Origin of the sequence: Geobacter argillaceus, assembly GCF_007830735.1 — a bacterium.
GTDB lineage: Bacteria > Desulfobacterota > Desulfuromonadia > Geobacterales > DSM-12255 > Geomobilibacter > Geomobilibacter argillaceus.
On record NZ_VLLN01000023.1, the window covers coordinates 33811 to 59894 of the forward strand.

At 58.7% G+C, this 26084-nt stretch carries 23 protein-coding genes, 1 tRNA gene and 1 pseudogene; 23 read left to right on the forward strand and 2 right to left on the reverse strand.

The window, feature by feature from the left end; all coding sequences use genetic code 11:
- Nucleotides 1-39 precede the first annotated feature (39 nt).
- The 20 genes from fusA to hrpB all read left to right on the forward strand — a co-directional run bounded on the left by fusA (nt 40) and on the right by hrpB (nt 21180).
- Complete coding sequence (fusA, locus tag JN12_RS15885; RefSeq protein ID WP_145024524.1) at nt 40-2124, forward strand: elongation factor G; 2085 nt, start codon at nt 40-42, stop codon at nt 2122-2124.
- Between the two features lie 77 nt (nt 2125-2201).
- Nucleotides 2202-3326 (forward strand): SPOR domain-containing protein, encoded by a 1125-nt coding sequence (locus JN12_RS15890; protein WP_145024526.1) that lies wholly within the window; start codon nt 2202-2204, stop codon nt 3324-3326.
- Nucleotides 3327-3332: 6 nt separating this feature from the next.
- Entirely contained in the window at nt 3333-4217 is an 885-nt protein-coding gene (locus JN12_RS15895; RefSeq protein WP_211360563.1) for a hypothetical protein, read from the forward strand.
- Between the two features lie 58 nt (nt 4218-4275).
- Entirely contained in the window at nt 4276-5250 is a 975-nt protein-coding gene (locus JN12_RS15900; RefSeq protein WP_145024530.1) for a GTP-binding protein, read from the forward strand.
- A gap of 2 nt (nt 5251-5252) precedes the next feature.
- Nucleotides 5253-5936 (forward strand): MgtC/SapB family protein, encoded by a 684-nt coding sequence (locus JN12_RS15905; protein WP_145024532.1) that lies wholly within the window; start codon nt 5253-5255, stop codon nt 5934-5936.
- The gene (locus JN12_RS15910; protein WP_281287742.1) at nt 5929-6681 is read left to right on the forward strand and encodes a TlyA family RNA methyltransferase; all 753 of its coding nucleotides are present in this window, start codon (nt 5929-5931) and stop codon (nt 6679-6681) included. Before JN12_RS15905 ends, JN12_RS15910 begins: the two co-directional genes overlap by 8 nt.
- Nucleotides 6682-6701: 20 nt before the next feature.
- Nucleotides 6702-7046 (forward strand): histidine triad nucleotide-binding protein, encoded by a 345-nt coding sequence (locus JN12_RS15915; protein WP_145024534.1) that lies wholly within the window; start codon nt 6702-6704, stop codon nt 7044-7046.
- A 24-nt stretch (nt 7047-7070) separates the two neighbouring features.
- Entirely contained in the window at nt 7071-7604 is a 534-nt protein-coding gene (locus JN12_RS15920) for a DUF4124 domain-containing protein (RefSeq protein WP_145024536.1), read from the forward strand.
- A 75-nt stretch (nt 7605-7679) separates the two neighbouring features.
- On the forward strand, nt 7680-7865 hold the full coding sequence (locus JN12_RS15925) for a hypothetical protein (protein WP_145024538.1): 186 nt from the start codon (nt 7680-7682) through the stop codon (nt 7863-7865).
- 3 nt (nt 7866-7868) lie between these two features.
- Nucleotides 7869-9131: a M48 family metallopeptidase gene (locus JN12_RS15930; RefSeq protein ID WP_145024540.1), complete on the forward strand. Its 1263-nt coding sequence runs from the start codon at nt 7869-7871 to the stop codon at nt 9129-9131.
- A gap of 626 nt (nt 9132-9757) precedes the next feature.
- Entirely contained in the window at nt 9758-9976 is a 219-nt protein-coding gene (locus JN12_RS15935) for a 4Fe-4S dicluster domain-containing protein (protein WP_145024542.1), read from the forward strand.
- Between the two features lie 96 nt (nt 9977-10072).
- Nucleotides 10073-11128 carry a 3-methyl-2-oxobutanoate dehydrogenase subunit VorB gene (locus tag JN12_RS15940; RefSeq protein ID WP_145024544.1) on the forward strand — a complete coding sequence of 352 codons (1056 nt, stop codon included), beginning with the start codon at nt 10073-10075 and terminating at the stop codon, nt 11126-11128.
- Between the two features lie 90 nt (nt 11129-11218).
- Nucleotides 11219-11962: a thiamine pyrophosphate-dependent enzyme gene (locus JN12_RS15945; protein ID WP_145024546.1), complete on the forward strand. Its 744-nt coding sequence runs from the start codon at nt 11219-11221 to the stop codon at nt 11960-11962.
- A 100-nt stretch (nt 11963-12062) separates the two neighbouring features.
- Nucleotides 12063-12626, forward strand: coding sequence for a 2-oxoacid:acceptor oxidoreductase family protein (locus JN12_RS15950; RefSeq protein WP_145024548.1), 564 nt, complete (start codon nt 12063-12065; stop codon nt 12624-12626).
- A gap of 60 nt (nt 12627-12686) precedes the next feature.
- A tRNA-Glu gene (locus tag JN12_RS15955) sits at nt 12687-12761 on the forward strand.
- Between the two features lie 80 nt (nt 12762-12841).
- Nucleotides 12842-15748 (forward strand): SLBB domain-containing protein, encoded by a 2907-nt coding sequence (locus tag JN12_RS15960; protein WP_246125890.1) that lies wholly within the window; start codon nt 12842-12844, stop codon nt 15746-15748.
- Nucleotides 15748-16956: a GumC family protein gene (locus JN12_RS15965; protein ID WP_145024550.1), complete on the forward strand. Its 1209-nt coding sequence runs from the start codon at nt 15748-15750 to the stop codon at nt 16954-16956. The genes JN12_RS15960 and JN12_RS15965 overlap by 1 nt, the downstream gene beginning before the upstream one ends.
- A gap of 117 nt (nt 16957-17073) precedes the next feature.
- Nucleotides 17074-17892, forward strand: a complete 819-nt coding sequence (locus JN12_RS15970; RefSeq protein WP_246125891.1) for a phosphatase PAP2 family protein — start codon at nt 17074-17076, stop codon at nt 17890-17892.
- 28 nt (nt 17893-17920) lie between these two features.
- Entirely contained in the window at nt 17921-18604 is a 684-nt protein-coding gene (locus JN12_RS15975) for an HAD family hydrolase (protein WP_145024552.1), read from the forward strand.
- Between the two features lie 53 nt (nt 18605-18657).
- The gene (gene hrpB / locus JN12_RS15980; RefSeq protein WP_145024555.1) at nt 18658-21180 is read left to right on the forward strand and encodes an ATP-dependent helicase HrpB; all 2523 of its coding nucleotides are present in this window, start codon (nt 18658-18660) and stop codon (nt 21178-21180) included.
- 23 nt (nt 21181-21203) lie between these two features.
- Here hrpB and JN12_RS15985 read toward each other — a convergent pair whose 3' ends face one another.
- The gene (locus tag JN12_RS15985) at nt 21204-21902 is read right to left on the reverse strand and encodes a M23 family metallopeptidase (protein ID WP_145024556.1); all 699 of its coding nucleotides are present in this window, start codon (nt 21900-21902) and stop codon (nt 21204-21206) included.
- Between the two features lie 82 nt (nt 21903-21984).
- Between JN12_RS15985 and JN12_RS15990 the strand changes: the two genes are divergently transcribed.
- From JN12_RS15990 to glnA, 3 genes are all read left to right on the forward strand, one after another.
- Nucleotides 21985-22896 carry a putative 2-dehydropantoate 2-reductase gene (locus JN12_RS15990; protein ID WP_145024558.1) on the forward strand — a complete coding sequence of 304 codons (912 nt, stop codon included), beginning with the start codon at nt 21985-21987 and terminating at the stop codon, nt 22894-22896.
- 234 nt (nt 22897-23130) lie between these two features.
- A complete protein-coding gene (locus JN12_RS15995; protein WP_145024560.1) occupies nt 23131-23469 on the forward strand; it encodes a P-II family nitrogen regulator in 339 nt (112 codons plus the stop codon).
- A 44-nt stretch (nt 23470-23513) separates the two neighbouring features.
- The gene (glnA, locus tag JN12_RS16000; protein ID WP_145024562.1) at nt 23514-24926 is read left to right on the forward strand and encodes a type I glutamate--ammonia ligase; all 1413 of its coding nucleotides are present in this window, start codon (nt 23514-23516) and stop codon (nt 24924-24926) included.
- A 361-nt stretch (nt 24927-25287) separates the two neighbouring features.
- Here the strand turns inward: glnA and JN12_RS16005 are convergent.
- Nucleotides 25288-25633 (reverse strand): annotated as a pseudogene (locus tag JN12_RS16005) (transposase); the annotation flags it as partial.
- Nucleotides 25634-26084 lie beyond the last annotated feature (451 nt).

Genomic DNA, 26084 nt, shown 5'->3' on the forward strand with positions numbered 1-26084 from the left:
CGGGGCAGTCCGCCTGACCTTCATCCAAGGGGGGGGAGCATGGGAAAGTATGACACGGCAAAGATTCGCAATCTGGGCATTGTAGCCCACGGCGGCGCAGGGAAGACCTCGCTGTCCGAGGCCATTCTCTTCACCGCCGGCATGATCGATCGGCTCGGCCGGGTCGATGACGGTACCTCCACCATGGATTTCGAGCCCGAGGAGATCAAACGGAAGATTTCCATCACCTCGTCGCTTGACCACTGCGAATGGAACGACCACTCCATCCACTTGGTTGACACCCCGGGCTACGGCGACTTCATCGCCGACACCCGCGCCTGCATGCGCACCTTGGACTGTGCGGTGGTGATACTATCTGCCATTTCCGGGGTCAAGGTGCAGACCGAAGAGGTCTGGAACTGGGCCAACGAGTTCGAAATCCCCCGCATCGCCTTTGTCAACAAGATGGACCGGGAACGGGCCAATTTCCTGCGGGCCATCGACGATATGGAAAAGGCGCTCAAGGCCCGTGGCGTGGCGATCCAGATGCCGCTCGGGGCCGAAGAGGCATTCGAGGGGGTCGTTGACCTGATAACCATGAAGGCCTACCGGTACGACAAGGATGGCTCGGGAAGCGCCACCCAGATCGAGATCCCGGCCGACAGTCTGGCCGAGGCCCGGCGCCTGCGGGAGCATATGGTGGAGGTGGTGGCCGAGGCGTACGACGCCCTGACCGAGAAGTACCTGGAGACCGGCGAATTGACCGAGGAGGAGATACTGGACGGCCTGCGGATCGGGACCATGCGGAACACCTTCACCGCCGTTCTCTGCGGCTCCTCCACCCTGAACATAGGTGTCAGGCAACTCCTGGATGCGGTCTGTGCCTATCTCCCGTCGCCACTGGACCGCACCAAGGCGGTCGGAACCAATCCAAAGACCGAGGCTCTGGAGGAGCGGGCGCCGGACGAGTCCGAGCCGTTTTCGGCCCTGGTCTTCAAGACTACTTCCGACCCGTACACCGGCAAGATCACCATCTTCCGGGTCTATTCCGGCGTGCTCAATGCCGACTCTACCATCTTCAACTCCAGCAAGGGCGTAGAAGAGCGGATCGGTCAGATCTACGAGCTGGAAGGAAAGAAACAGAAGTCCATCAAGCAGGCGGTGGCCGGCGACATCGTGGCTGTTGCCAAGCTGAAGGAGACGGTCACCGGTGACACCCTGTGCGACCCGGCCAGACCCATCATCTACGAGCCGGCACCACTCCTCAAGCCGGTCATCTCCTATGCCATCGAGCCGAAAACCAAGAACGATGAGGACAAGATCCACAACGCCCTGCACAAGATGATCGAAGAGGAGCCAACCCTGGAGTCCCATCGTGACCCCCAGACCAAGGAGTTCATCATCTCCGGCATGGGGCAGGTCCACCTAGATGTCATCGTCGAGAAGATGAAGCGGAAGTTCAACGTGGAAGTCCTCCTCAAGACCCCGAAGGTACCGTATCTGGAGACCATCCGCGGCACTGCCAAGGTACAGGGGAAGTACAAGAAACAGTCCGGCGGGCGCGGCCAGTACGGCGACTGTTGGATCGAGATGTCCCCCACGCAACGGGGTGATGGGTACATCTTCGAGGACAGGATTGTCGGAGGGGTCATTCCCCGGCAGTACATCCCGGCGGTTGACAAGGGGATACAGGAGGCGTGCCTCGATGGCTTTCTGGCCGGCTACCCGGTGGTGGACTTCAAGGTGGCGCTCTACGACGGTTCCTTCCACACGGTCGATTCCTCGGAAATGGCCTTCAAGGTTGCCGGTTCCATGGCCTTCAAAAAGGCGATGGAGCTCTGCAAGCCGGTGATCCTGGAGCCGATCATGAACATGAAGGTGACGGTGCCGGACGAGAATATGGGGGATGTCATCGGCGACATCAACTCACGCCGGGGCAAAGTAGTCGGGGTGGAGCCCAAGGCAAACTCCCAGATCATCCGGGCGGTGGTCCCGATGTCAGAGGTGCTGGCCTATTCCAACGACCTTCGTTCCATGACCAGCGATCGGGGGTTGTTCTCCATGGAGTTCTCCCACTACGAGGAGGTTCCCACCCATCTGGCCCAGAAGGTGATCGCTGAGGCCAATGGCGGCAAGAAAGAGTAGCTGGCCAAGCGTGCCCGGTTAATCCGGTCGGGCACGCTTGAGCACGATAAGCATATGGATGGGAGGGTATAATTTTCATGATATTCGCCAATCAGCCTGACGATTCGGAAAAGGGGGCCGGCGGTAGGAACCAGAAGCCGCTCCTGCTGGTGCTCCTCGTCCTGGTGGCCGTTTTTGCCTACCTTTACTTTTTTACCGGCCTGATCAAGCCGCGTCAGGAAGAGCAGCCTGCACCGCCGCCGGTGGCGGAGGTGAAAAAACCGCTGCCACCCCGGCCCGATGGAGAAAGGGGACAGCCCGCTAAAATTGCCGTGAAAGCGCCTGAAGCCGCACCCAAGGCGGTTCCTGCAGAGCAGAAAACAAAGGCTGGCGAGCCCGCCGCGGCACGGGTAAAGCCTCAACCCGTACAGACTCCTGCTCAGGCTGCCAACGCTCCTGAAAAGGCAGCTCCGGCAAAAGCGGTTGCCCAACTGGCGAAAGAGACGGCAAAACCCGCGCCAGCCGGCAATGAAGCGACCAAGCCGGCGCCTGCGGCTGTCGGTAGCGGCAAGGCAAAGGCACCGCAACAGCAAGCCAGTGGCGAGAAGGTGCCCAAGGCTGATAGGGGTGCGGTGAAACCGGCTCCGGCAACGGCTGACAAGACTGCAAAAAAAGATGCCGTCGCAGCCGTTGCCAAAAAAGACGTTGCCGGGAAGAAGGCCGGCAAGGAGCCGGTGAAGAAGGCGGCAGGAGCGGTTAAAACGGCCACCGTCACCCTGCTTGTTGGCGAGTTCGTGCCGGACCGGGATTTCCTCGCTCTCCAGACCAGATTGAAAAATATGGGGCTCTCGCCACTGCACAAGACGGAGCTGAAAAAGGCGAAACCGATGAACCGCCTCTACGTGGGCGAGTACCCGGACTACGATGCCGGCGCCGCCGAACTTGAGCGGATAAAAAAGCTTTCGGCTGACGCCTTCTTTATCGAGACAGGCGGCACGTACCGCGTCTATGCCGGTTCCTACTATGGCCGCAGGTTGGCCGAACAGGTCAGGACCGGTCTGGCAGGCAAAGGAGTGGCTACAACGCTCCAAAAGGCCGATGTCCCGGTCACGGTGGTGCGCCTCACGGCCGGCCGTTTTGCCGACAAGGCGGCTGCCGCAGGGACGATCAAAAAGCTGAAGGCCGCGGGGCTTGCCCCGACGGTCGTTCCGCTTGCCCGTTAGTGCCTTGTGACCGTTACCGTCTCTCTGAAGATCTCGGCCGCGGCGGCCGGACTGCTGCAGCCGACCGCCGATCGGCAGGATAAGCTCCGGGCCGCCCGGGGTGAATTCCTCCTGACTCCTGCCGACCAGGCTACGGTCCTTCTCTATCTCTGCCATGACCGGGATAGCGACCTGCAGCGAACGGCCCTGCAGACCGTTGGAGCGCTGACGCCCGAACAGCTGGCAATCATGTTTGCCGAGGAGGATCTTCATCCGCGGGTAGTGGACCTCTTGGCCCGGCGCTGTGAGCTGACCGAGGATCTGGTGGCCTTGCTGCTGAATCATCCCCGGCTCGCTCCGGCAACGGGCGAATTTCTCGGGGAGCGCTATCCTGCATGGACGGTGGCCGAGGATTCGCCGGCTGAAGTGGCCAATGGCGAAGGCACCGGCGACGCATCAGAGGACAGCGACGCAGAGGAACCGGTCGAGGAGGACGAGGAGTATCAGAGCAAGTACCAGCAGGCCCAGGCCATGGGGACCGGCGACAAGATCAAGATGGCCCTCACCGGTGACAAGGAATGGCGGTCCATTTTTCTCAAGGATGCCAACAAGCTTGTGTCCTCGGCAGTCATCAAGAATCCCCGCATGACCGATGCCGAGGTCCTCACCGTCTGCAAATCGACTGTGCAGAACGACGAAATCATCCGCCTGATCTGCGCCAACAAGGAATGGGTAAAGAACTACCAGATCCGCAAGGCACTTGTGGAGAACCACAAGACCCCGCTTCCCGCGGCCTTGAGATTTCTGTCAACTCTCGGGGAAAAGGATCTGGCGTTCCTGGCCAAGAGCAAGAACATCTCTTCGGTGATCGCCACCCAGGCCAGACGGTTGCTGCTGAACAAGAAAACATAGCAGGAACCTGGTTCTCGGATCGAGGAACGATGAGTCTTGCAGGACAACAGGAGGAGTGATGGCGCTCATCAATCATGCCAAAAAGGAAATCAACGCCAAGATCGTCTACGCGGGACCCGGTGCAGCCGGCAAAGAGACCACTCTTCAGTTCATCTACAATAGACTCAAGGCTGAGTTTCGCGGCCCTCTGAAGACAGCCAGGCTGCAGGACGATACCATGCTCTTCTTCGACTTCATGCCGCCGGCAGAGGGGAGTGTGCAGGGGTATAATGTCCGTTTCCACCTCTATACCCTGCCGGGAGAATTGACCGACCCCCTTTCCTGGAAGATGCTCCTGAAGGGGGTGGATGGCATTGTCTTTGTAGCCGATCTCACTGCCAGCCGTCTCGGGCAGGATCGGGCCAGCCTCGATCAGCTGCAGGAACTCCTGGCGGAATATGGCAAAGGACTCACAGCCCTGCCGCTGGTGGTGCAGGCCAACAAGCGGGATAGCGCCGAGGCTGTAGCGCTCGACGAACTCCGGCAAACACTTGGTCGAGCTGCTTTACCGCTGGTTCCAGCCAGTGCCGTGAGCGGTGAGGGGGTGCTGGAGTCCCTCTTTCAAGTGGTGAAAACGGTTCTTAAGGAACTTCGGGAGAGTGGACTGACGTTGGGCACGCCGCCGGAACAGGTTGACAGCTCTACCGAGACGGTTAGGGCGGAGCCCCCTGTGCCAGCAGCCTCTGAACCCGAGCCGGTTCCGGCGGATCTTGCATCCACTGCCACTACGCCCGACCCGGTTGTTCAGTCTCCGGCTGTCGAGACATTGGGAGAACGTTCTCCTTCCCTCGATGCACTGTCGGCAGCTGCGGCCCTGGTGGTGGGAAAGCCTTCTGAGCCGGTTGATTCCGGCATCAGTGTCTCCTTTACCGGTTTACCCGCACTGAAGGGTGGCTCCGGGGTCGTCATCCCTCTCCTGGTAACCGCCGGTGAGCTGGAGAAGCGGGTTACCCTGACCCTGTTGCTGACCGGCGATGGTGCGGTGGAGTCCTGACCGTGGGGTTTGAACTGGATCTGGCAACGGTTTTTCGTCTTGCTCTGGCATCGGTGCTGGGTGGGTTGATCGGTTTCGAACGGGAGGTGCACGGCCGGCCTGCCGGTTTTCGGACCCATCTCCTGGTTTCCCTGGGCTCCTGCCTCTTTGTCCTGGCTTCCATCCACTTTTATAAGCTGTACGGCAATTTTGGCGGCAGTGGACCGGTGGGCGTTGATCCGGGACGGGTGGCTGCCCAGGTGGTGACCGGCATCGGCTTCCTTGGTGGTGGCGCAATTGTCAGGGACCGGGCAAACATCCGCGGACTTACTACCGCCGCCTGCCTCTGGCTGGCTGCCGCCATCGGTTTGTCCTGCGGGGCCGGCATGTACGCCATTCCAGGGGTGGTGACGATCATCGCCCTGGTCAGCCTGCTCCTGCTGAAAAAGGTCGAAAGCATGCTGACCCGTGACAATTACCTGGAAATCAAGGTCTGGAGCTTCGACACCGACGGACAGGTGAACGCCGTGGAGGAGGTGCTGCGCGACTGCGGGGCCGCGATTGTAAAGCGGAGCCTGGAAAAGGATGTCACCCACGGAGAGTTCCTTCTCAGTTTTCATATCAAGGTTGCCGGTCAGGAACTGGCCTGCGACCTGGTTGACGCCGTAGCGGCCTTGGATGGGGTGAAGAAGGTGGCCCTTGACTAACCCTGGCGGGAGCAGGGAGCGATTGGACAAGCTAATGGTCGATCGGGGGCTGGTCCCGTCGCGGGAGCGGGCCCGGGCATTGATCATGGCCGGCCAGGTGGTGGTGGGTGACCATGTGGTGGACAAGGCCGGCCATCAGGTTCCGGTGGATATCCCGATCCGCCTGAAGGGTGAGGACATTCCCTATGTCAGCCGGGGTGGCCTGAAGCTGGCCAAGGCCCTGGCCGAATTCGACATCGACGTGACCGGGTTGGTTGCCCTGGATGTCGGTGCCTCCACCGGAGGGTTCACCGACTGCCTCCTCCAGCATGGAGCCGGCCGGGTCTATGCGGTGGATGTGGGGTACGGCCAGTTGGCCTGGAAACTTCGCCAGGACGGCCGGGTCGTCAACCTGGAGAAGACCAACATCCGCTACCTGGAGCCGGAGACCTTGGGGGAACGGGTCGATCTGGCGGTCATTGATGCTTCATTCATCTCCCTGGCCAAGGTCCTGCCCAATACCCTGCACCATGTGAAGGCAGGAGGGGGCATCGTTGCCCTGATTAAACCCCAGTTCGAGGTGGGGAAGGGCGAGGTGGGGAAGGGTGGCGTGGTTCGGGACGAGGAGAAGCATCGAGCAGTTGTCCGGACCATTGAGGAATTTGCCTTGGGGCTTGGGCTGACCGTGGCCGGGGTCACCGATTCCCCCATTCTGGGACCGAAGGGTAATCGCGAGTTCCTGATCTACCTGAAAAAGATGGTGTAACAACCCGAAGAGGAGGTGTTATGGATTCCTGCCTGTTCTGCAAGATCATCGCCGGGACGATTCCGGCCACGCAGGTTTACGCGGACGACGATCTGGTCGTGATCGAAGATATCAACCCCGGGGCGCCGGTACACCTGCTGGCAATCCCCCGCAAACATACGGTCAACTGTCTGGACCTTACCGAAAGTGATGACCGGGTTATCGGCAAGCTGTTCCGGGTGGCAGCCGGGATCGCCCGGGAAAAGGGGGTAGCCGAATCCGGTTTTCGGGTGGTCACCAATACCAACACCGACGCCGGACAGTCGGTATTTCATATTCATTTTCACATCCTGGGTGGGCGGAGCCTGGCCTGGCCTCCGGGCTAGACCGGGCCGTTACGAGGAGGACGTATGCTCAAGAAGTTGATAGTGCTGCTGGTGATGGCATCTCTGGCCGTTCCGGTGCAGGCGGCCATCTACAAGTGGGTTGACCAGCGGGGTACGGTCTATTTCACCGAGGACCTGGGGAAGGTGCCGCCGGCATTTCGGAAAAAAGCGCAGGTGATCAATGGCGAAGGCGAGCCGGCGGTGGAGGTGATTGAATCAGCCGCGCCGGAAGGCAAAAAGCCGCGCAAGGATGCTGCGCCAAAAGAAGACGGCCAGACGACCAAGACCGACAAAAAGAAGCCAAGCTATGGCGGCAAGGATGAGGATAGCTGGCGCAACGAGTTCGGCCGCCTCAAGGACGAGCTGCGGACGAACGAGGAGTATCTGGCCGAGACCAGGAAGCGGAAGGAGGATACGGCCAATCTCTCCCGGCGGGATTATCTCAGCCTCCAGCAGACCGAGAAAGACGTAGTGAGCCGCATTGATTCCATCAAGCGCAAGCTGCAAAGCCTTACCGAAAAGGCTGACAAGGCCGGGGTCCCGAAGGAGCTCAGGTAGCTTCCGGTAAAGGGCCGGTGCTAAAAAGGCTGCTTTCGGTCACGATGGCGGCCTTTTCTTTTGCGGAAATGCCCGATGGCAACCCGTTCCTTTGAACTCTGGCGTCAGGACGACAACGGCAACCGCTTTCTCGTTGGCAGCTACGCCGAACGGGCAGACGCCGAGCGCCGTCTGGCAGAGCTGACCCGGCTGCTCCACAAACAGACCTACTGGATCACCGAAAAAGAGGTGACTGCGCTTGCACGCGAAGAGGGCTCGTAACTGATGAACTATCTCCTGTTTGCCCTGTTTGTTGAGGTTACTGCCGTTACCTACTGGCTGCGTCACCTTAACCTGCGCTATGGCCGGCAGCACGGCGCCACTGTTCCTGAAGGGTTCGAGGAAGCCATCGACCGGGAGACCCTGGCCCGGAGTGCTGCCTACACCCTTGATAGGAGCCGCCTGGAGCTGTGGGAATCGATCTTCGACAACTGCCTCCTGGTTGTCTTTCTCTTTGCCGGATTGCTGCCGGTGTATGACCATTTCGTGGCCGGACTGGCCGGCTCGTTCATCCTCCGCGGTATCCTGTTCTTCCTTACTCTCACCTGGGTGCAGACCGCTCTGGAACTGCCGTTTTCCTACTACGGAACCTTTGTGGTGGAGGCGAGACACGGCTTCAACACCACGACCCCGCGCCTCTGGCTCATCGACCTGCTCAAGTCCCAGCTGATCGGCTCGCTTTTGCTCGCCATCATGACCGGGGCGGCCTTCTGGCTGATCCAGTGGAGTCCGCTGCACTGGTGGCTCTGGGTATGGGTATTCATGGCCACATTCGGCCTGTTTCTGATGTTTCTCTCCCCCTATCTCATCGAGCCGCTGTTCAACAGGTTCGAGCCGGTCACCGAAGAGGGGCTGGAAGAGGAGATCGCTGCCATGATGGCCAAGGCCGGTCTCAGAGTCGGCCGCGTCATGCAGATGGACGCCTCGCGGCGGAGCCGCCACTCCAACGCCTATTTCACCGGCATCGGCAGGGTGAAGCGGATCGTACTTTTCGACACCCTGCTGAAGCAGATGACCCATGCCGAGATCGTGGCGGTGTTGGCCCACGAGATAGGCCACTGGAAACTGCGGCATATCCTGAAGCGGCTGGTGGTGATGGAGCTCTTGATGCTGGGTGGGGCCTGGCTTGCCTTTACCCTCTTGCAATGGCCCGGCCTGCCCGGTGTTCTCGGGTTGGACGGTGCCTCACTGCCGGCCAGGATGGTGATCCTCGGCTTCATCGCCTCGCTGGCCATGTTTCCGGTCACCCCGCTCTCGGCCTGGCTTTCCCGGCGGGACGAGACTGCTGCCGATCACTTCGCCAGCAGCATCACTCGCACGCCGGCAGCCCTGACAGGAGCCCTGATCAAGATGTCAGCGGAAAACCTGGCCAACCTCCATCCCCATCCGCTCTATGCCCGGTTTTACTACTCGCACCCTCCGGTGGTGGAGCGGGTGCAGAGACTGTTGTCGTGGGAGAGTGGCGTGGCGTGTGATACGAAAATGTAGGATGATCCAAAAAAGAAAGCCCGGGAAGTGATCCCGGGCCTTCTTTTTTTACTGGTGCGGTAAGAGTTCTTTACCCCAATCCGTCGGTAGACTGAATTCCGGAGATGTCTGGCCGCTCATTGTGACCGGTCAGTTACCTTCTCCCGTTTCAACCCCCTTTTTCAAGCGGTGCAAAGCGCCTGGCGGATGGCAGAAACACACTCGGGTGTATCTCTCCCGCACCATTGGGATTGCTCCAAGATACCGTAGACCGCTCGAACCCCGACCTTTACCTTAGCCTTTGCCGAGAAGACGTTTCAGGCGTCCCGCCATCAGTAGGCTGCTCACCACGTCGACACTCGGGATTGGTGACAATCATTAATAGTCAGGTACAAACAGATGAGTACGCATACCCCAGAGCAAATTGTTAAAGAGCACACAACCTATAATTTCAGCATAGCGCAAATGCAAACGATGTCAAACGGTCAAAAACTTTTCTGAACAGTTGTTCAATCTGTATGTATTTCAAGAGATATTAGTCAACCGTAACGTCTCCGACGTGCGGGAAAGATTGCCGTTGACTCTCTGTTGAAAATTCTGCTAATTTCTACCGCCTATGTACGTATACGTCAAAGGAATGGACCAGGATGCCACGGATCGAAATTGATGAGGCACGCTGCAAGGGGTGTGGGCTCTGTACCATCGCCTGTCCCCACAAGCTGCTCGTGCTGAGTGACAAGCTGAACCTGCAGGGATATCGGGCCATCGGTATGGACGCACCCGAGAAATGTACCGGATGTGCCATGTGCGCCAGGATCTGTCCCGACCTGGCCATTGCGGTGTTCAAGGAGAAGGAGCGAGGATAAAGGGGCGAGGAACGAGGGAACCACAATTTTGCTTGATTATGTTTTTACCTCGAACCTTGAACCTCGTTCCTCTTGCCTGATTTTATGGAGGCATGTGTGCAGAACAGGCTGTTTGTAAAAGGAAACGAGGCCGTAGCTATGGCGGCGCTCGAGGCGGGGTGCCGCTATTATTTCGGTTATCCGATTACGCCCCAGAGTGACATTCCGGAGTTCCTCTCCCGCGAGCTGCCGAAGCTCGGTGGCGAATTCATCCAGGCCGAGAGTGAAGTTGCATCCATAAACATGATGCTCGGTGCCTCTGCTACCGGGGTCCGCGCCATGACCTCATCCTCCAGTCCGGGCATCTCCCTCAAGCAGGAGGGGATCTCCTACATGGCGGGGTCGGAGCTTCCCGGAGTCATCGTCAACATATCCCGCTCCGGCCCCGGTCTCGGCGGCATTGACGCCTCTCAGGCCGACTATTTCCAGTCGGTCAAAGGGGGGGGACATGGCGGGTACCGGATCGTGGTGCTGGCACCGGCATCGGTGCAGGAGATGTACGACCTGACCATGCTCGCCTTCGACCTGGCCGATTTCTACCGGATGCCGGCCATGGTGCTGGCCGACTCGGTCATTGGTCAGATGAAAGAGGCGGTGGTTCCCCATCCGAGGCCTGCTGTCGATCTTCCTGCCAAGGAGTGGGCTGTGCGGGGCAAGGGGGGGGGCGAGCAGCGGATCGTCAAATCCCTCTATCTCGGCGACGGTGAGTTGGAGGCCCACAACTGGAAGCTGTACGCCAAGTATGAGCAACTGCGCGAGAAGGAGGTCCGTTGGGAGGAGTTCCTGGCCGACGATGCCGACCTGGTGGTCACCGCCTTCGGCTCTGTTTCGCGGATCGCCAAGACCGCCATCATGCAGGCCCGTGAAGAGGGGCTCAAGGTCGGTCTCATCAGGCCCATCACCCTCTTTCCCTTTCCGGCCCGGGCGTATGCCAGGATTCCCGGTCGCTGCAAGAAGGTTCTGGATATTGAACTGAATACCGGTCAGATGATCGAAGATGTCAGGCTGTCCGTGACAAAGGATACTGAGGTTTTCTTCTATGGCCGCCCGCCCGGGGCCGGTTCCCTGCCGACACCGGAAGAGCTTCTGGAGCAGATCAGGAAACATTATTAAAATTAGCGAGGTACGAGGATAAAGGATCGAGGTCTTTTGGGTTTTATTCGCTTCGTTCCTTGATCCTTTGTCCTGCATTGAGGTTTTTTTATGCAGCAGGTATTTCACAGGCCGGTCAGCCTCAAGGACGTTCAAACCCATTTCTGCCCCGGTTGCCATCACGGCACCATCCATCGTCTGGTGGCCGAGTCCCTTGATCATTTCGGTGTGCAACAGCGGACCATCGGGGTTGCATCGGTCGGCTGTTCCGTGTTTCTTTATGCCTATTTCGACGTCGATGTGGTGGAGGCGCCCCATGGCCGTGCCTCGGCGGTCGCAACCGGCGTCAAACGGGCGCGTCCCGACTCGTTTGTCTTCACCTACCAGGGTGACGGCGACCTGGCCGCCATCGGCACGGCCGAGATCATCCATGCCGCCAACCGTGGCGAAGATATCACCGTGGTCTTTGTCAACAACACGACCTACGGCATGACCGGCGGCCAGATGGCGCCGACCACCCTGGTCGGCCAGAAGACCTCCACCTCTCCCTATGGCCGGCAACGGGAAAAGGACGGGGCGCCGATCAGGATGGCTGAACTCCTGGCGCAACTGGAGGGGGTTGCCTATTCCTGCCGGGTAGCGGTGGACAGCCCGAAGAACCTTATTGAGGCTGCCAAGCGGATGAAGACAGCATTCCGCTACCAGGTTGAAGGGAAGGGTTTTTCCTTTATCGAGGTGCTCTCTTCCTGTCCCACCAACTGGGGGATGGACCCGATAGCTGCCAACGGACGGGTCGGAGCGGAGATGATACCCTACTTCCCGCTCGGGGTGTTCAAGAATACGGCGGAATTTTAACATCGGTGACTCGTTACTGGTAACTGATAACTGGAAAACCAGACAGCAGAAAGATGTTTTTACCAGTCACGAGTAACGAGTCACGAGTAACGGAGTCTACATGCGATACGATGTTTTCATAGCCGGTTTTGGCGGTCAGGGTGTGCTGCTGGCCGGTAACCTTCTCTCCCTGGCGGCGATTGCCGAAGGGAAGAATGTCTGCTTCTTTCCTTCCTATGGGGTGGAGAAGCGGGGCGGGGCAGCCATGTGCACAGTGGTCATCGCCGATGGCGAGGTCGGCTCGCCGGTGATCGGCAACCACACGGTGGTCATCGTCCTGAACCAGTTGTCCCTGGAGAAGTATGGCTCACGGGTGAAGCCGGGCGGATCCCTGGTCATCAACTCGTCGCTGATCGACAGCAGCGCATCCACCAGGACCGATATCACTACCTATCGCATACCGATGAACGAGATTGCCATGGCGTTGGGTGATGCGCGCATGGTGAACATGGTTGCTACTGGTGCCTATGTTCAACTGACAGGGGCCGTCAGCAACGAATCGCTCGCCGAGGCCCTGAAAAAGGCTCTTCCCGAGAGAAGCCACCGCTTCATCCCTGCCAACATGAAGGCGGTTGCGGCCGGAGCACAGCAGATAGTTGCACAGGCGAGCTCGAAAAATGCTTGACGTTGATCGGTGGTTTCTGTTATTTAAACGGCGCTTCAACTGAGTGATGTGTTACTTACTGGTCCCATCGTCTAGCGGTTAGGACACCGGCCTTTCACGTCGGTAACAGGGGTTCAAGTCCCCTTGGGATCACCACCAAACTCGAGAAACAGCAAATCTGAGAAGAGTTGCTGTTTTTTTTTATCTGAGCTCACGTTTCCTTAAGGATTGATCGAATGATGAATGTACGTCGTCTCGTCTTTGCTGCTCTGCTACTTGTTTGCGCACTGTCTCTCTTTTCGCCCGTCGGTGCGGCCGAACCGTTCGGGCCACCCGATAATAATGAAGAGCAGGGGGTGTATGTCGGCAAGGAGCTGAAGGGGACCCCTCTTGGAGAACGTAACAATACAGAATTTACATCACCAGAACTGTCCTCGTTAGATCGACGAGATGGCAAGGACAAGGAAAACAGGGAGTTGGAGTCTGGACTGCTTGGTAAATTTAAGAAATCAAAAGAAAAACTTGTTGTTGATCCTGGCAGGAAAAAAGCCAGGATCGTGCTGAAGGCCGAGGCGGGTGACGGACTGGCGCAGCTTTCCTGGCGGATTGCTGATCATCGTTCGAAGCAGGGCGAGCCACCTTTCAAGTTCACCCTGTTTTACGGTATCGAGGCGGGACGTTATGATAAGAAGCTTGAGGTTGGCGACGGACTGGAATTCATACTTAGAGGGTTGAAAAACAACCAGGTCTATTTCGTCAAGGTACAGGCAACTGCCAAGGTACAGGAAGAGGCAGAGGACGAGGAAGCCAAGTGGGTTGACCTGACCATTTTTTCCAATGAACTGAAGGTCATTCCTCTGGCAGCTGAGGAACAGGGTTCCTCATTGGAAAAGTCCTTTGCCAAGAAGACGGTCACACTTCAGGACAAACTGGAGTCCGACCCCTTCAGACGCGAACTGAAGCAGTTCGGGTACGACTTCTTTAGCAACAGTCTTGCCAACAGTTCACCGGTGGACAACGTTCCGGTTGGTTCTGATTATATTATTGCCCCTGGTGACTCTTTGCGTATTGATCTCTGGGGAGGTGTGCAGGGACGTTTTGAACTCACTGTCGACCGAAACGGGGAGATATCGATCCCGCGCATCGGCACCATCAAGGTCTGGGGGATGACCTACGGCCAGGTCAAGGAGGTCATCAACAAGGCCATTTCCCGAATCTACAGGGGATACGAACTGAACGTTACCCTTGGCCGGCTCCGTTCCATCCAGGTATTCGTCGTGGGAGAGGTCGAATCTCCCGGTACTTATACCGTGAACTCGCTGGCTACAGTGATCAACGCCCTTTCCACGGCAGGGGGACCATCGAAGAACGGCAGCCTGCGCACGATTCGTCTCCTGAGGAGCGGGAAGCTGGTCCAGGAGATCGACCTATACGACATGTTCCTTACCGGTGACCGGAGTAAGGATGTCCGCCTGGATAATGGAGATACCGTTTTTGTACCGGTTATTGGCCCGGTTGCTGCCGTTGCCGGAGAGGTGAAGCGTCCGGCCATCTATGAACTCAAGAGTGACACGACGCTGTCGCAACTTCTCCATATGGCCGGAGGTATCACTGCCGCTGGTAACGACGCCAGGGTGCAGGTGGAGCGATTCGAAGGGAACAGGAGTCGGGTCGTTCAGGACTTTGTACCGAAAGACTCAACACCGGATACCCGCTTTGAAGCGGCCAAGATCCGGGACCGGGACATGGTAAAGGTGTTCCCGATCAGCAAGGCCCTTCGCCAGGTCGTGACGCTCGGCGGAAACGTGGCGAACCCCGGTGAGTATCAATACAGGCAGGGTATGCGGGTCAGAGACGTGATCACCTCGTTTGATGCCCTGCTCCCCGGCTCTTACCTCGAGTCAGCAGAGATCATCCGGATCGCCAAACCGGATTTTCACAAGGAGACCGTGAGTTTCAACCTCCAAAAGGCCATGTCCGGCGACGAGCGGGAAAACGTGGCGCTCCAGGAGCAGGACGCCATCAAGGTGTTTTCCCGCTGGGACATGGAGGAGAAACCGATCGTTTCTATCAACGGTTTTGTGGTCAATCCAGGCAGCTATGACTACTTTCCCCACATGACCATCCGTGATCTGGTGACCGCGGCCGGCAGCCCGAAGAGGAACGCCTTTCTCGACAACGCCGAAATGACCCGTATCGTGGTGGCCAACGGCAAGGCCAAGGCAACGCGCCTGGACATCGATCTGCGCAAGGCCCTTAGTGGTGATCCTAAGCAGAACATGGAACTGCAGCCTGATGATGTGCTGATCGTCAGGGGGATCGTGGAGTGGCTTGAGTCAACCGACCGCTTTGTAACCCTGAAAGGAGAGGTAAGGTTTCCCGGTACCTACTCCATTACCAAGGGGGAGCGGCTCAGTTCGGTCATCCGCCGGGCCGGCGGCTTCACTGAAAGGGCCTATCTGAACGGGTCCAAGTTTACCAGGAAGTCGGTCCAGAAGGATCAACAGAAGCGGATGGACGAGATCGTCCAGCGGGAAGAGCAGGAGATACTGAAAAGGCAGGGGGAGCTTGCTGCAATTGCTACATCCCGTGAGGAACTGGAAGCGACCAAGTCTGCCCTGGAAGGTCTGCAAAAGGGCCTGGAAAAGCTGAAGACGGTGAAGGCCGAGGGCCGTGTCGTCATCAGGCTGGCCAAGCTTGAGGAGTTCGAGCGCGGTCCGTTCGATATGGAACTCCAGGGGGGCGACGCACTTGAAATTCCGCAGACCCCCAATGTGGTCAATGTTCTTGGCCAGGTATACAACCAGACGACCCTTATCCACCAGCCAGGGGAGAATGTTGGCTACTATCTGAAAAGGTCGGGTGGCCCCACCCGCAGTGCCGAGGTGGATGAAATGTACCTGGTCAGGGCCGACGGTACCGTTTTCAGCCGCCAACAGTCGTCCTTTGGCATCCGCTGGGATGAGTCGTCCCGCAGTTGGAACTTCGGGGGGTTCACGGCTACTCCGCTTCAACCCGGCGACACCCTGGTCGTTCCGCAGAAGCTTGAGCGGATTGCCTGGTTGCGGGAGATCAAGGATATCACCCAGATCCTGGCAAATGTGGCCCTCAGCGCAGGTACAATGATCCTGGGGTTCAAGTAATGGAACAGTCGGTTGTTAATCGTCCCGAAGAGAGAGTTGCGGAAGAGGAGGAGATCAACCTCCTGGAACTGGTACGTGTTATCGTCAGGCGCAAGCGGACGATCATCACCCTCTGTGCTGTTGCGGTCCTGTTGTCAGTGGCCTACTCCCTGACCCTTCCCAACATCTACACGGCCACGGCCAAAATTCTTCCCCCGCAGAAGGAGTCGGGTGGTGGCCTCTCGGCGCTGCTCAGCCAGGCCGGGGGGCTGGCCGGCCTGGCTGGCGGGATGGGGCTCGGCGGGAGCTCGGAATTGTATATCGGAATACTGAAGAGCCGGTCAGTGGCCGATGCAGTCATCAAAAAACTCGACCTGACTACCGAGTTCAGGGCCAAGACCCCTGACGAGGCCAGGAACGCCTTGGCTGGGGTGGTCAAGGTCCAGGCCGGCAAGGACGGCATCATCTCGGTTTCCGCCGACAGCAAGGACCCGAAAAAGGCCGCCATCCTGGCCAATGCCATGGTTGAGGAGCTCGGCCGTCGCAGTGTACAGTTGAACCTGTCCAAGGTCGGCACCGAGCGCGTGTTCCTGGAAAAGAGGCTGGAGGTGGTCAAGGCCGACCTGAAAAAGGCCGAGGACGAACTGAGACGGTTTGCCGAGCAGAACCGGGCGATTAGGGTGGATGCCCAGGCAACAGCCAGTATCCAGGGGATTGCCCAACTGAAGGCGGAAATCGTCAGCAAAGAGGTGCAACTGGAGTCGTTACGCAGCTTCCAGACCGACGAGAGCCCTGAGATCAAGGCCCTGCGGGCAGGGATCGCCCGGCTGAAGGGACAGTTGGGAGCGATGGCCGGTTCGGGCCGGAGCAGCGACGCCATCCTGCCGGTGGGGAGCGTGCCGAACCTGGGGCTTGAATACGCCCGCCTGCTGCGGGAGCAAAAGATTCAGGAGACGATCTTCGAACAGCTGACCAAGCAGTACGAGATGGCCAAGCTGAACGAGGCAAAGGACTCCTCTTCAATCCAGGTGCTGGACGAGGCGGTGGCTCCTACCAAAAAGAGCAAGCCGAAGCGCTTGCTCATCGTGCTTCTTTCCACGGTTACGGCCTTTTTTGTCGGAATCTTCTGGGTCTTTATCCAGGAGTACTTAGGAAAGATGTCGAACGAAGACCGGGCCATCTGGCAGGATATCAAGGAGTCGTGCCGGTTGCGGCCCGGGAAGGGCTGACCACGTTTTCATGCCCCTCCTGATCCCGTTGCGTCATTTCAGTCTTGACCAATCTGACCGGAGCCGTTGTCGTTACACTTTTGCCATCCGGTTTCTAACCAGCAGGAAGGATCACCAGTGAACTCTTTTTGCCGCATTTTCGTCTTCATACTGACCTTTACGTTTTCCTGCTCCGCTTTTGGGGCAGACGGTGATGGCTTTTCCATCAGCAGCGAAATTGTCCAGGGTGTCCAGCGCCTGGGGGACGAAGGGAAGCTGGTGGTTACGACCCCCCTGGATTTCGAGGCGGGACTCGGCTGGGGAGCCGTTGCCGCTTTAGGTGCAACCGGCTTGGCCTACGTTTACGATACAAACGTCCGCGACCGGTTACAGACGACTCGGAGCGACCGGTTGGACAAGGCTGCTGACGCCGGTTCCCTTGTCGGCAATCCCTTCCTCCACCTGGGGGTGGCTGCCGTTGTCTACGGCGGCGGCATCGTTGCCGACTCGCTACGTTACAAGGAGTTGGGCGAGATGATGGGCGAATCCCTGATCCTGGCCGATGCCGCAACTCTGGTCCTCAAGGAGGCAACCGGCCGGGCACGCCCCCTGACCGGCAGCGGCAAGGATAATTTCCGACCTTTCAGCTTCAGGAGCAATTATGACTCGCTCCCTTCCATGCATACCGCCAGCTCCTTTGCCCTGGCATCAGTGGTGTCGGCAACCACCGACAGTGTGCTGACCCGTTTCGCTGCCTACGGTGCCGCTACCTTTGTCGGTTTCTCCCGCCTCTACCAGAACAAGCACTGGGCCAGCGACGTGATACTGGGGGCCGCCATCGGTGAACTGTGCGGCCGGGTAGTGACCCGCTATCATGCCTCCCGTTCCCGGTCGGTGAGCATTGTTCCGCTCGTGAGCGGAGAGAGCGCCGGGCTTGCTCTGATCGCGCGGTTTTAACGGCGGCAGTCTGGTAAAAGGAGAGTCCATGCTCAAGGCCGTCATCTTCGATTTCGATGGCATCATCGTTGACACCGAACCGCTGCACTACCGGGCTTTCCAGGAAATTCTGGAGCCGTTGGGACTGGGGTATTCCTGGGACGAGTATGTGGCGCGCTATATGGGGTTCGACGACCGCGATGCCTTTGTAGAGGCCTTTGCCGTGGCCGGGCGACAGCTTTCCCCTGAAGCGCTGGAACAGTTGATCGACAGAAAGGCCAGGATCTTCCAGGAGGTCATCGCTTCCGGTGTGACACCGTATCCCGGCGTGGTGCGGCTCGCGACCGAACTGGCCGGCGAGGTCCCGGTGGCCCTCTGCAGCGGGGCATTGCCGTCGGATATCCTGCCGATTCTCAGCCAGTTCTCCCTGGACAAGGTCTTTGCCGTGGTGGTAACGGCCAGCGATGTGGCAGCGAGCAAACCTGATCCCGCCAGTTACCGGCTTGCCGTGGAGCGCCTCCAGGCGGCCTTCCCGACCCACGGCATCGCCCCATCCTCCTGTCTGGCCATAGAGGATACGCCGGCCGGCATCGCTTCTGCCAATGGCGCCGGTGTTCGCGTAGTGGCGGTAACCAACAGTTATCCGGCAGATCGCTTGTTGAGTGCCAGCAAGGTGGTCGACTCCCTTGCCGGTGAAACCTTCGCCACCCTCAATGCCTTGGTAAGCGGCTAGTCGTTGACCGGTTGAATACTGTAGAAACCATTCAGCCACTCAGCATGTTACCGATGGCAACTCTTCCCGTCGATACGGTACTTCCCCAACTGCTCCAGGCCCTGGCCGATGCGCCAGGAGTCGTCCTCCAGGCTCCACCCGGTTCCGGGAAGACCAGCAGGGTCCCTTTGGCCCTGCTGAATGCCCCCTTTCTGCACGGAAAATCGATTATCATGCTGGAGCCGCGCCGTCTGGCGGCAGTAAACGCCGCCTCATGGCTGGCAAGGAGTGTGGGGGAGCCGGTCGGTGCGACCGTCGGTTACTCGATCCGGTTTCAGCGTCAGGTATCAAAGGCAACCCGGCTGGAGGTGGTTACCGAAGGGCTCCTCACCCGGCGGCTCCAGTCCGACCAAGGTCTGGAAGGGGTCGGGGTCGTGATCTTCGACGAATTTCACGAGCGGAGTCTCCAGGCCGACACCGCCCTTGCCTTCTGCCTCGACGTGCAGCGGCATCTGCGGGATGACCTGAAGATCCTCGTCATGTCGGCAACCCTGGAGAGCGGGCCGGTGTCCCACCTGCTGGGTGGTGTGCCGGTGGTGAGCTGCGAAGGGCGCAGTTATCCCGTTGACGTTCGCTACCAGGGGGAACAGGACGGGGATATCGCCCAGACCGCAGCCAGGGGGGTGCATCGGGCACTGCGTGAAACAGCCGGTGATATCCTGGTGTTCCTCCCCGGCAGCGGTGAGATCCGCCGCTGCCGGGAGCAGTTGCGGCAGTCCCTGACGACCGGCGCAGAACAGGTTGTCCCGCTGTATGGCGATCTGCCGTTTGCCGAGCAGGAGCGGGCCATTGTGCCGACCCGGCAGCGGAAGGTGGTGCTCGCTACCGCCATTGCCGAGACCAGCCTCACCATCGAGGGGGTGACCGTGGTCATCGATGCCGGTCTCTCCCGCCGGCTCCAGTACGATCCCAACACCGGCCTGAACCGTCTGGTAACGGTGCGGGTATCGGCGGCGTCGGCCATCCAGCGGGCCGGCCGGGCCGGCCGTCTCGGGCCGGGTGTCTGCTACCGGCTCTGGAGTGAGGGAACGCAGTCCTCCCTGGTACCGTACAATCCTCCCGAGATCCGAATCGCCGACCTTGCTCCGCTTGCCCTTGATCTGGCAGCCTGGGGGACGACCGATGCGTTATCGCTCCCTTGGCTCGATCCTCCCCCCACCGGTGCCATGAACGAGGCGAACGAACTCCTGCGTGAGTTGGGCGCTCTGGGCGAAGACGGGCGGATTACCCCGCTCGGAGGTCGTATGGCCGGTCTCCCGCTGCACCCGCGCCTGGCTCGGCTGGTGCTTGATGGCGAGCGTGCCGGCTGTGCCGCTGTAGCCTGCGACCTGGCGGCGCTCATCGAAGAGCGGGATATTTTCCGCCGCGACCGCCTGACGGTACGGCCGGTGAGCGACTGCGATTTCACCGACCGGCTTGAAGCGTTCTACGAATGGCGCAACCGTAGGGGCCATGGCGATGCGATTCTCGATCCATCCGCCTGCCGGGCGGTCGATAGTGCCGCCAGCCGTCTGCGTCAGCTTCTGCGGGTGCCGGTCCGGGCTGCCATGCCGGAGCATGGCCAGGTTGCCCTTTTGCTGGCGCAGGCATGGCCTGACCGAATCGCACGGCAGCGGGAACCGGGGTCGGACCGCTATCTCCTGGCCCAGGGTACCGGTGCCAGGCTCGGCCAGCGGTCTGCGGTGCGGGACCAGCCGTTCATCGTTGCCGTGGAGATGAGCGGCAGCCAGGGGGCGGAAGCGCTCATTCATGGCGCAACGACCCTCACACTCGATGCCCTGCGTCAGAAGTTCGGCGAGTCGATTGTCCGTGAGCGTTCATATGGTTTTGACGTCGGGCTGGGGAGGGTCTGGGCGCGGGAGGATGAACTCTTTAACCGGCTGGTCCTGTCAAGCAGACCGGTTCCTCCATCCGATGAAGAGCTGCGCGCCACATGGCTGGCCGAAATCGGTCGGGAGGACGGACTTGTCCTGCTCCTCTGGTCACAGTTCGCCCGCCAGTTCCGGGCACGGGTAGCCCTTCTCCGCCGGGTTTGCCCGGAAGAGCCGTGGCCGGACCTGGGCGACGACTGGCTGGCGGCGTACCCGGAGGAGTGGCTCCAGCCATGGCTTGCCGGTATCAGGACCGTTGCCGACCTGCAACGTCTCGATCTCCATGCGATTCTCAAGGGGCTGCTGCCGTGGGATCTGCAACGGCGCCTGGACGAAGGAGCGCCGACCCATATCACTGTTCCCAGTGGCTCACGCATCGCCATCGACTATGGTGGCGATGCGCCGGTCCTGGCGGTGAAGCTCCAGGAACTGTTCGGCCTGGCTGAGACGCCGACCGTGGCCTGGGGAAGGGTGTCGCTCCTGCTTCATCTCCTCTCGCCGGCCCGGCGGCCGATTCAGGTGACCGGTGACCTCAGGAGCTTCTGGAACACGACCTATCCCGAGGTGAAGAAGGAACTGAAAGGGCGCTACCCCAAGCATCCCTGGCCGGATGATCCGTGGCTGGCGGTGCCGATGCGGGGAACGAAAAAACGGGAAGGGCGGTAACCGGGTGCGTGGGCTGGGTAACTCTACCTGAGATTGGTAAACAGAATGGTGCCGTCAGGTTGGAGGATTCTGCTGACACTGTCCCGTGTCCTGGCAGCAATTGCGGGCGAGGCGTCGGAGCCGGGCATGAAGCTGGGGGTGACGTTGCTGCCATCGCGCCATGCCTCGAAGTGTAGATGGGGGCCGGTTGAGCGTCCGGTGGAGCCGGACAGGGCGATGACCGTGCTACGGTCTACCTGGGTTCCCTCTGCCACCAGGTTGGCGGAGTGGTGGGCGTAAATGGTCTGCATGCCGTTTTGGTGGTCGACGATGACGGTATTGCCGTAGCCGTTTCGTTGCCCGCTGAAAATGACGATGCCCGGGGCTACCGGTTTTACCGGCGTGCCGGTTGGGGCGGCAATGTCGATGCCGTTGTGATGGCGCAGCTTGCCATCGAACGGATCGTGACGAAAACCGGTGGGGGAGGTGACACGTCCCTGTATCGGCAGGGAAAGCGCCTCCGGAGAGCCGGAAACCAACGGTGACAGGGATGGTTTTCTACTGATCGCCCCACCCTTAGCGCGCCTTTTTTCCTGTAAGTACATGGTGTAGCTGCTATTGGCCGGAGTGTCGGTGAACGAAACGACGCCGTCCTGGTTTTCGTGCCGGTAGATGTCGCCGCGTGTTTCTGCAGCGACCGGCACGAGAAACAGAAGCATGCCGATGACAATTCTGAAGTTCATAACGGTTCCTAAAGGGGTAGCGTTTCCGTTTAATCTTCTATATACTTCGGCAACCCATCCGGCAAGTTGAGGAGGTACACTGATGCATATTGCGGTTGTGGGGTCCGGTGCCCTCGGACTCTATTACGGTGCGTTATTGCAGCGGGGGGGAAATACGGTATCGTTTCTGCTCCGACGAGACTATGAGGCAATCAGTGCCAATGGTCTGATCGTCCGGTCGATCCTGGGCGATTTTCATCTTCCCGAAGTTCGTGGTTTCCGCAGACCGGAAGAAATCGGTCCAGTCGACCTGGTGCTTGTCGGACTGAAGACTTTTGCGAACGACAGCTTCCGTGCGCTTATCCAGCCCCTGCTCGGCGCATCGACCCTTATCCTGACGCTGCAGAATGGTCTGGGAAATGAGGAGGACCTGGCCGCACTTTTCGGTGCCGACCGGGTGTTGGGCGGGGTGGCGTTTCTCTGCGCCAACCGGGGGGAACCGGGAACTGTCCATCACCTCGGTGCCGGCAAGGTCGAAATCGGGGCTTTCGGCGAAACGTCCCCCGAGCGTGCGGCAACTGTTGCCGGGAACTTTGCCGCGTCGGGCCTGGAGTGTGTCTTTGCAAACGATTTGTTGAAAGCCCGCTGGCAAAAACTGGTCTGGAATATTCCCTTTAACGGCAGCTGCGCCCTGCTTGGCCAGTCCGTTGATCGACTTCTGGCTGCGCCACGGGCACTGCAACTGGTCCGCGAGCTGATGTCGGAGGTGATTGCCGCGGCCAATGTCCAAGGTCTGAGTGAGCCGATCGACCCATCCTTTGTGGAGCTGATGATCGAGTATACCGAGGCCATGGGCCCGTACCGTCCTTCCATGCAGATTGACCGGGAAGAGGGGCGGCCGCTGGAGCTGGATGCGATCTTTTTCATACCGCTGGCACGCGGTCGGGCCAAAGGTGTTGAAATGCCTCGCATTGAGGCATTGGCGGTGTTTCTCGAACAGTCGTGTCGCCCATAGCTGCTTATTTGTTGTGCGCGCATCGCTACTGGTTGCTGAAATCGTGGGCTGTTGTTACAGGCGCTTAAGGCGGCTATCAGGCTGCTGATTTGTAAGAGATCGAAATTGTTGTTTATTTTATGTTTTTGAAGAGATGGGCAAGCAAATTGCTATTTTAACAAACCATACGCCATTGTGCTGCCTGTTTCAGCAGCATGAGGTACGGTTTGAAACTACACAAGGAGGTAACGGTCCTTGAAAAAGGTTGAGGCGATCATCAAGCCGTTCAAGCTGGATGAGGTGAAAGAGGCCCTGAACGAGATCGGCATCCAGGGGATCACGGTCAGTGAGGTGAAGGGATTCGGCCGGCAGAAAGGACACACCGAGCTCTACAGGGGCGCGGAGTACGTGGTCGATTTCATCCCCAAGATAAAGATGGAAATCATTGTCGGTGATGACATTGTCGCTAAGGTGATGGAGACGATCGAACAGGCTGCCAAGACCGGTCGCATCGGTGACGGCAAGATTTTTGTGACCCCTGTCGAGGAAGTGGTGCGGATCAGAACCGGCGAACGCGGCGAGGATGCACTGTAGTCGCGTAGCGGATATATTAAACCTGTCGTGAAAGGAGATAGTAGATGACACCGAAGCAAGTAGTCGAGTTTGCAAAAGAAAATGGCGCCCTGATGGTTGACTTCAAGTTCATGGACTTTGTCGGCATCTGGCAACATTTTTCCGTACCCATGAGCGAATTTGGTGAGGACACCTTTGAGGAAGGTCAGGGCTTTGACGGCTCGTCGATCCGTGGCTGGCAGCCGATTCACGCCTCTGACATGATCATCCTTCCGGATCCCACCACCGCGAAGATGGACCCGTTCACCGCAATCCCGACACTGTCGCTGATCTGCAACATCTTCGATCCGATCACCAAGGAAGACTACAGCCGCGACCCGCGTAACATCGCCCGCAAGGCCGAGTCCTATCTGAAGTCCTCCGGTTTTGGCGACACCGCCTACTTCGGACCGGAAGCAGAATTCTTCATCTTCGACGACGTCCGTTACGACTCCAGCGCCAACCAGTCGTTCTACATCGTCGACTCGGTGGAAGGTGCCTGGAACACCGGCCGTGAAGAGTTCCCGAACCTCGGCTACAAGCCGCGCCACAAGGAAGGCTACTTCCCGGTCTCCCCGACCGACTCCCAGAACGACCTGCGAAACGAGATGGTACTTGAGCTGCAGAAGGTGGGTATCCGGGTCGAGTGCCAGCACCACGAAGTTGCCACCGGCGGCCAGGCCGAGATTGACATGCGCTTCAACTCGCTCGTGGCCATGGCTGACGACCTCCAGTGGTTCAAGTACGTCATCAAGAATGTTGCCAATCGCAATGGCAAGACCGTTACCTTCATGCCTAAGCCGCTCTACGGCGACAACGGTTCCGGCATGCACTGCCACATGTCCATCTGGAAGGACGGCACCAACCTGTTTGCCGGCGACAAGTACGGCGGGCTTTCCCAGATGGCCCTCTGGTACATCGGCGGGATCATCAAGCACGCCAAGGCCCTCTGCGCCTTCACCAACCCGACCACCAACTCGTACAAGCGTCTGGTGCCGGGCTTCGAAGCACCGGTGAACATGGCGTACTCCAGCCGTAACCGCTCCGCTTCGCTCCGGATTCCTATGTTCTCCTCCAACCCGAAGGCCAAGCGGATCGAGTACCGTACTCCGGACCCCTCCGCCAACGGCTACCTCGCCTTTGCCGCCATGCTGATGGCCGGCCTCGACGGCATCGAGAACAAGATCGATCCGGGCCAGCCTCTGGACAAGGACATCTACGGTCTCTCTCCCGAGGAGCTGAAAGACATTCCGTCCGCCCCGGGCAGCCTGGAAGAGGCGCTGAACGCCCTCAAGGAAGACCACGAGTTCCTTCTCAAAGGCGACGTCTTCACCCCCGACGTCATCGAGAAGTGGGTCGAGTACAAGACCGAGGCAGAAGTCAACCCGGTCCGCATGCGTCCGGTACCGTTGGAATTCGCCCTTTACTTCGACATCTAAGAAGCACATCCATACAAAATCAGCACGAAAAGGCGGGAGCGATCCCGCCTTTTCGTTTGGGTAAACCTCTGGCAAAAGGGGGTAGTGCTCCACTTTAGCCTCATTAGATTTTTTGAATTGTGGCAAGGTTTCGGGACAACCGAGGAAAACTGAAGGAAAGGGGATTTTGAAAAGAAGAAGCGCCCTATCTTCAGTGAGATAGTGACGCTAATCTGATGTTTCCTCCTCATCGGGATTCTGCTGAACAGATTTTTTCATGGTGCCCTCCCGGTGAATACCTATCTGAACGCAGAGGTATACTACCGAAACAACCATGTCAAACAAAAAATATAAATAAAACGAGTAGTTACACCGAACAATATTGAAGTGGTTTCAGTTGTATTGAGTTGTGAGATTGATAGCTGACGCCGATCAGGCGTCTCAGTTCCAGGGTCGATACGTTATTCCTGTTCTGGGTCAGCAAATACATGGCCTGAAACCAGATGGTCAGGGGAAGTTTTGTGGAATGAAAGATCGTTCCTTCGGTTAAGGTCGTCTGGGTGTGACATCCACGACACTGGAAGATCTTTATGTTTCCCCGCCGGTAACGGTAGTGCTCTTTACTGTTGCACTTTGGACACCGGAACCCTTCTCCAACGAGCACCCTCAAGGACTGCTTCGCACTGCTGCTCAACGCCATATTCGGCGAGGAACTGATTCAGGCTCATACCTTTCTGGAACTGGATTGTTCATCTTCACGGCTAACCTCCTTGAGGTTGATACCGTAAAGATATTTGATATGTATGTCACAATATGTCGCATCCGCTCCAAAGCGGAAGATCAGTGCTTCTGAGTAACTTAACCATAGGTGGTTGAATTTATGGGTTTTATGTCAAGCCATTTGACCCTGTACCGGGACCAGTTCAAAACCGAGTTGTTGTGCTTTACGTTTCAGATTCTGTACGACTCGTGAGCGGTAACGCTCCTCATAATGATCCTGACCAAGATCTGCGTACGACGTCCTGTTCTTCAGCATGGAGTACACCAGTCTTGCGAGCTTATGTGCAGTTGCCGTTATGGCCTTGGATGCTCCCAGCCGTGCTCTCTGTCGACGGATGTATCCCCCCAAGGCGCTCTTTGATCTGATCAAAGAAAAGGCTGCCATGCGAAAGGCAATGG

Excerpts from the sequence above, each read along its gene's own strand:
- JN12_RS15975 (WP_145024552.1), top strand. The coding sequence starts at position 17,921 with ATGCTCAAGGCCGTCATCTTCGATTTCGATGGCATCATCGTTGACACC.
- JN12_RS15925 (WP_145024538.1), top strand. The coding sequence starts at position 7,680 with ATGGCAACCCGTTCCTTTGAACTCTGGCGTCAGGACGACAACGGCAAC.
- JN12_RS15960 (WP_246125890.1), top strand. The coding sequence starts at position 12,842 with ATGATGAATGTACGTCGTCTCGTCTTTGCTGCTCTGCTACTTGTTTGC.
- JN12_RS15890 (WP_145024526.1), top strand. The coding sequence starts at position 2,202 with ATGATATTCGCCAATCAGCCTGACGATTCGGAAAAGGGGGCCGGCGGT.
- fusA (WP_145024524.1), top strand. The coding sequence starts at position 40 with ATGGGAAAGTATGACACGGCAAAGATTCGCAATCTGGGCATTGTAGCC.
- JN12_RS15985 (WP_145024556.1), bottom strand. The coding sequence starts at position 21,902 with ATGAACTTCAGAATTGTCATCGGCATGCTTCTGTTTCTCGTGCCGGTC.
- JN12_RS15965 (WP_145024550.1), top strand. The coding sequence starts at position 15,748 with ATGGAACAGTCGGTTGTTAATCGTCCCGAAGAGAGAGTTGCGGAAGAG.
- JN12_RS15915 (WP_145024534.1), top strand. The coding sequence starts at position 6,702 with ATGGATTCCTGCCTGTTCTGCAAGATCATCGCCGGGACGATTCCGGCC.
- JN12_RS15945 (WP_145024546.1), top strand. The coding sequence starts at position 11,219 with ATGCAGCAGGTATTTCACAGGCCGGTCAGCCTCAAGGACGTTCAAACC.
- JN12_RS15950 (WP_145024548.1), top strand. The coding sequence starts at position 12,063 with ATGCGATACGATGTTTTCATAGCCGGTTTTGGCGGTCAGGGTGTGCTG.
- JN12_RS15935 (WP_145024542.1), top strand. The coding sequence starts at position 9,758 with ATGCCACGGATCGAAATTGATGAGGCACGCTGCAAGGGGTGTGGGCTC.
- hrpB (WP_145024555.1), top strand. The coding sequence starts at position 18,658 with ATGGCAACTCTTCCCGTCGATACGGTACTTCCCCAACTGCTCCAGGCC.
- JN12_RS15900 (WP_145024530.1), top strand. The coding sequence starts at position 4,276 with ATGGCGCTCATCAATCATGCCAAAAAGGAAATCAACGCCAAGATCGTC.
- JN12_RS15920 (WP_145024536.1), top strand. The coding sequence starts at position 7,071 with ATGCTCAAGAAGTTGATAGTGCTGCTGGTGATGGCATCTCTGGCCGTT.
- JN12_RS15990 (WP_145024558.1), top strand. The coding sequence starts at position 21,985 with ATGCATATTGCGGTTGTGGGGTCCGGTGCCCTCGGACTCTATTACGGT.
- JN12_RS15930 (WP_145024540.1), top strand. The coding sequence starts at position 7,869 with ATGAACTATCTCCTGTTTGCCCTGTTTGTTGAGGTTACTGCCGTTACC.
- glnA (WP_145024562.1), top strand. The coding sequence starts at position 23,514 with ATGACACCGAAGCAAGTAGTCGAGTTTGCAAAAGAAAATGGCGCCCTG.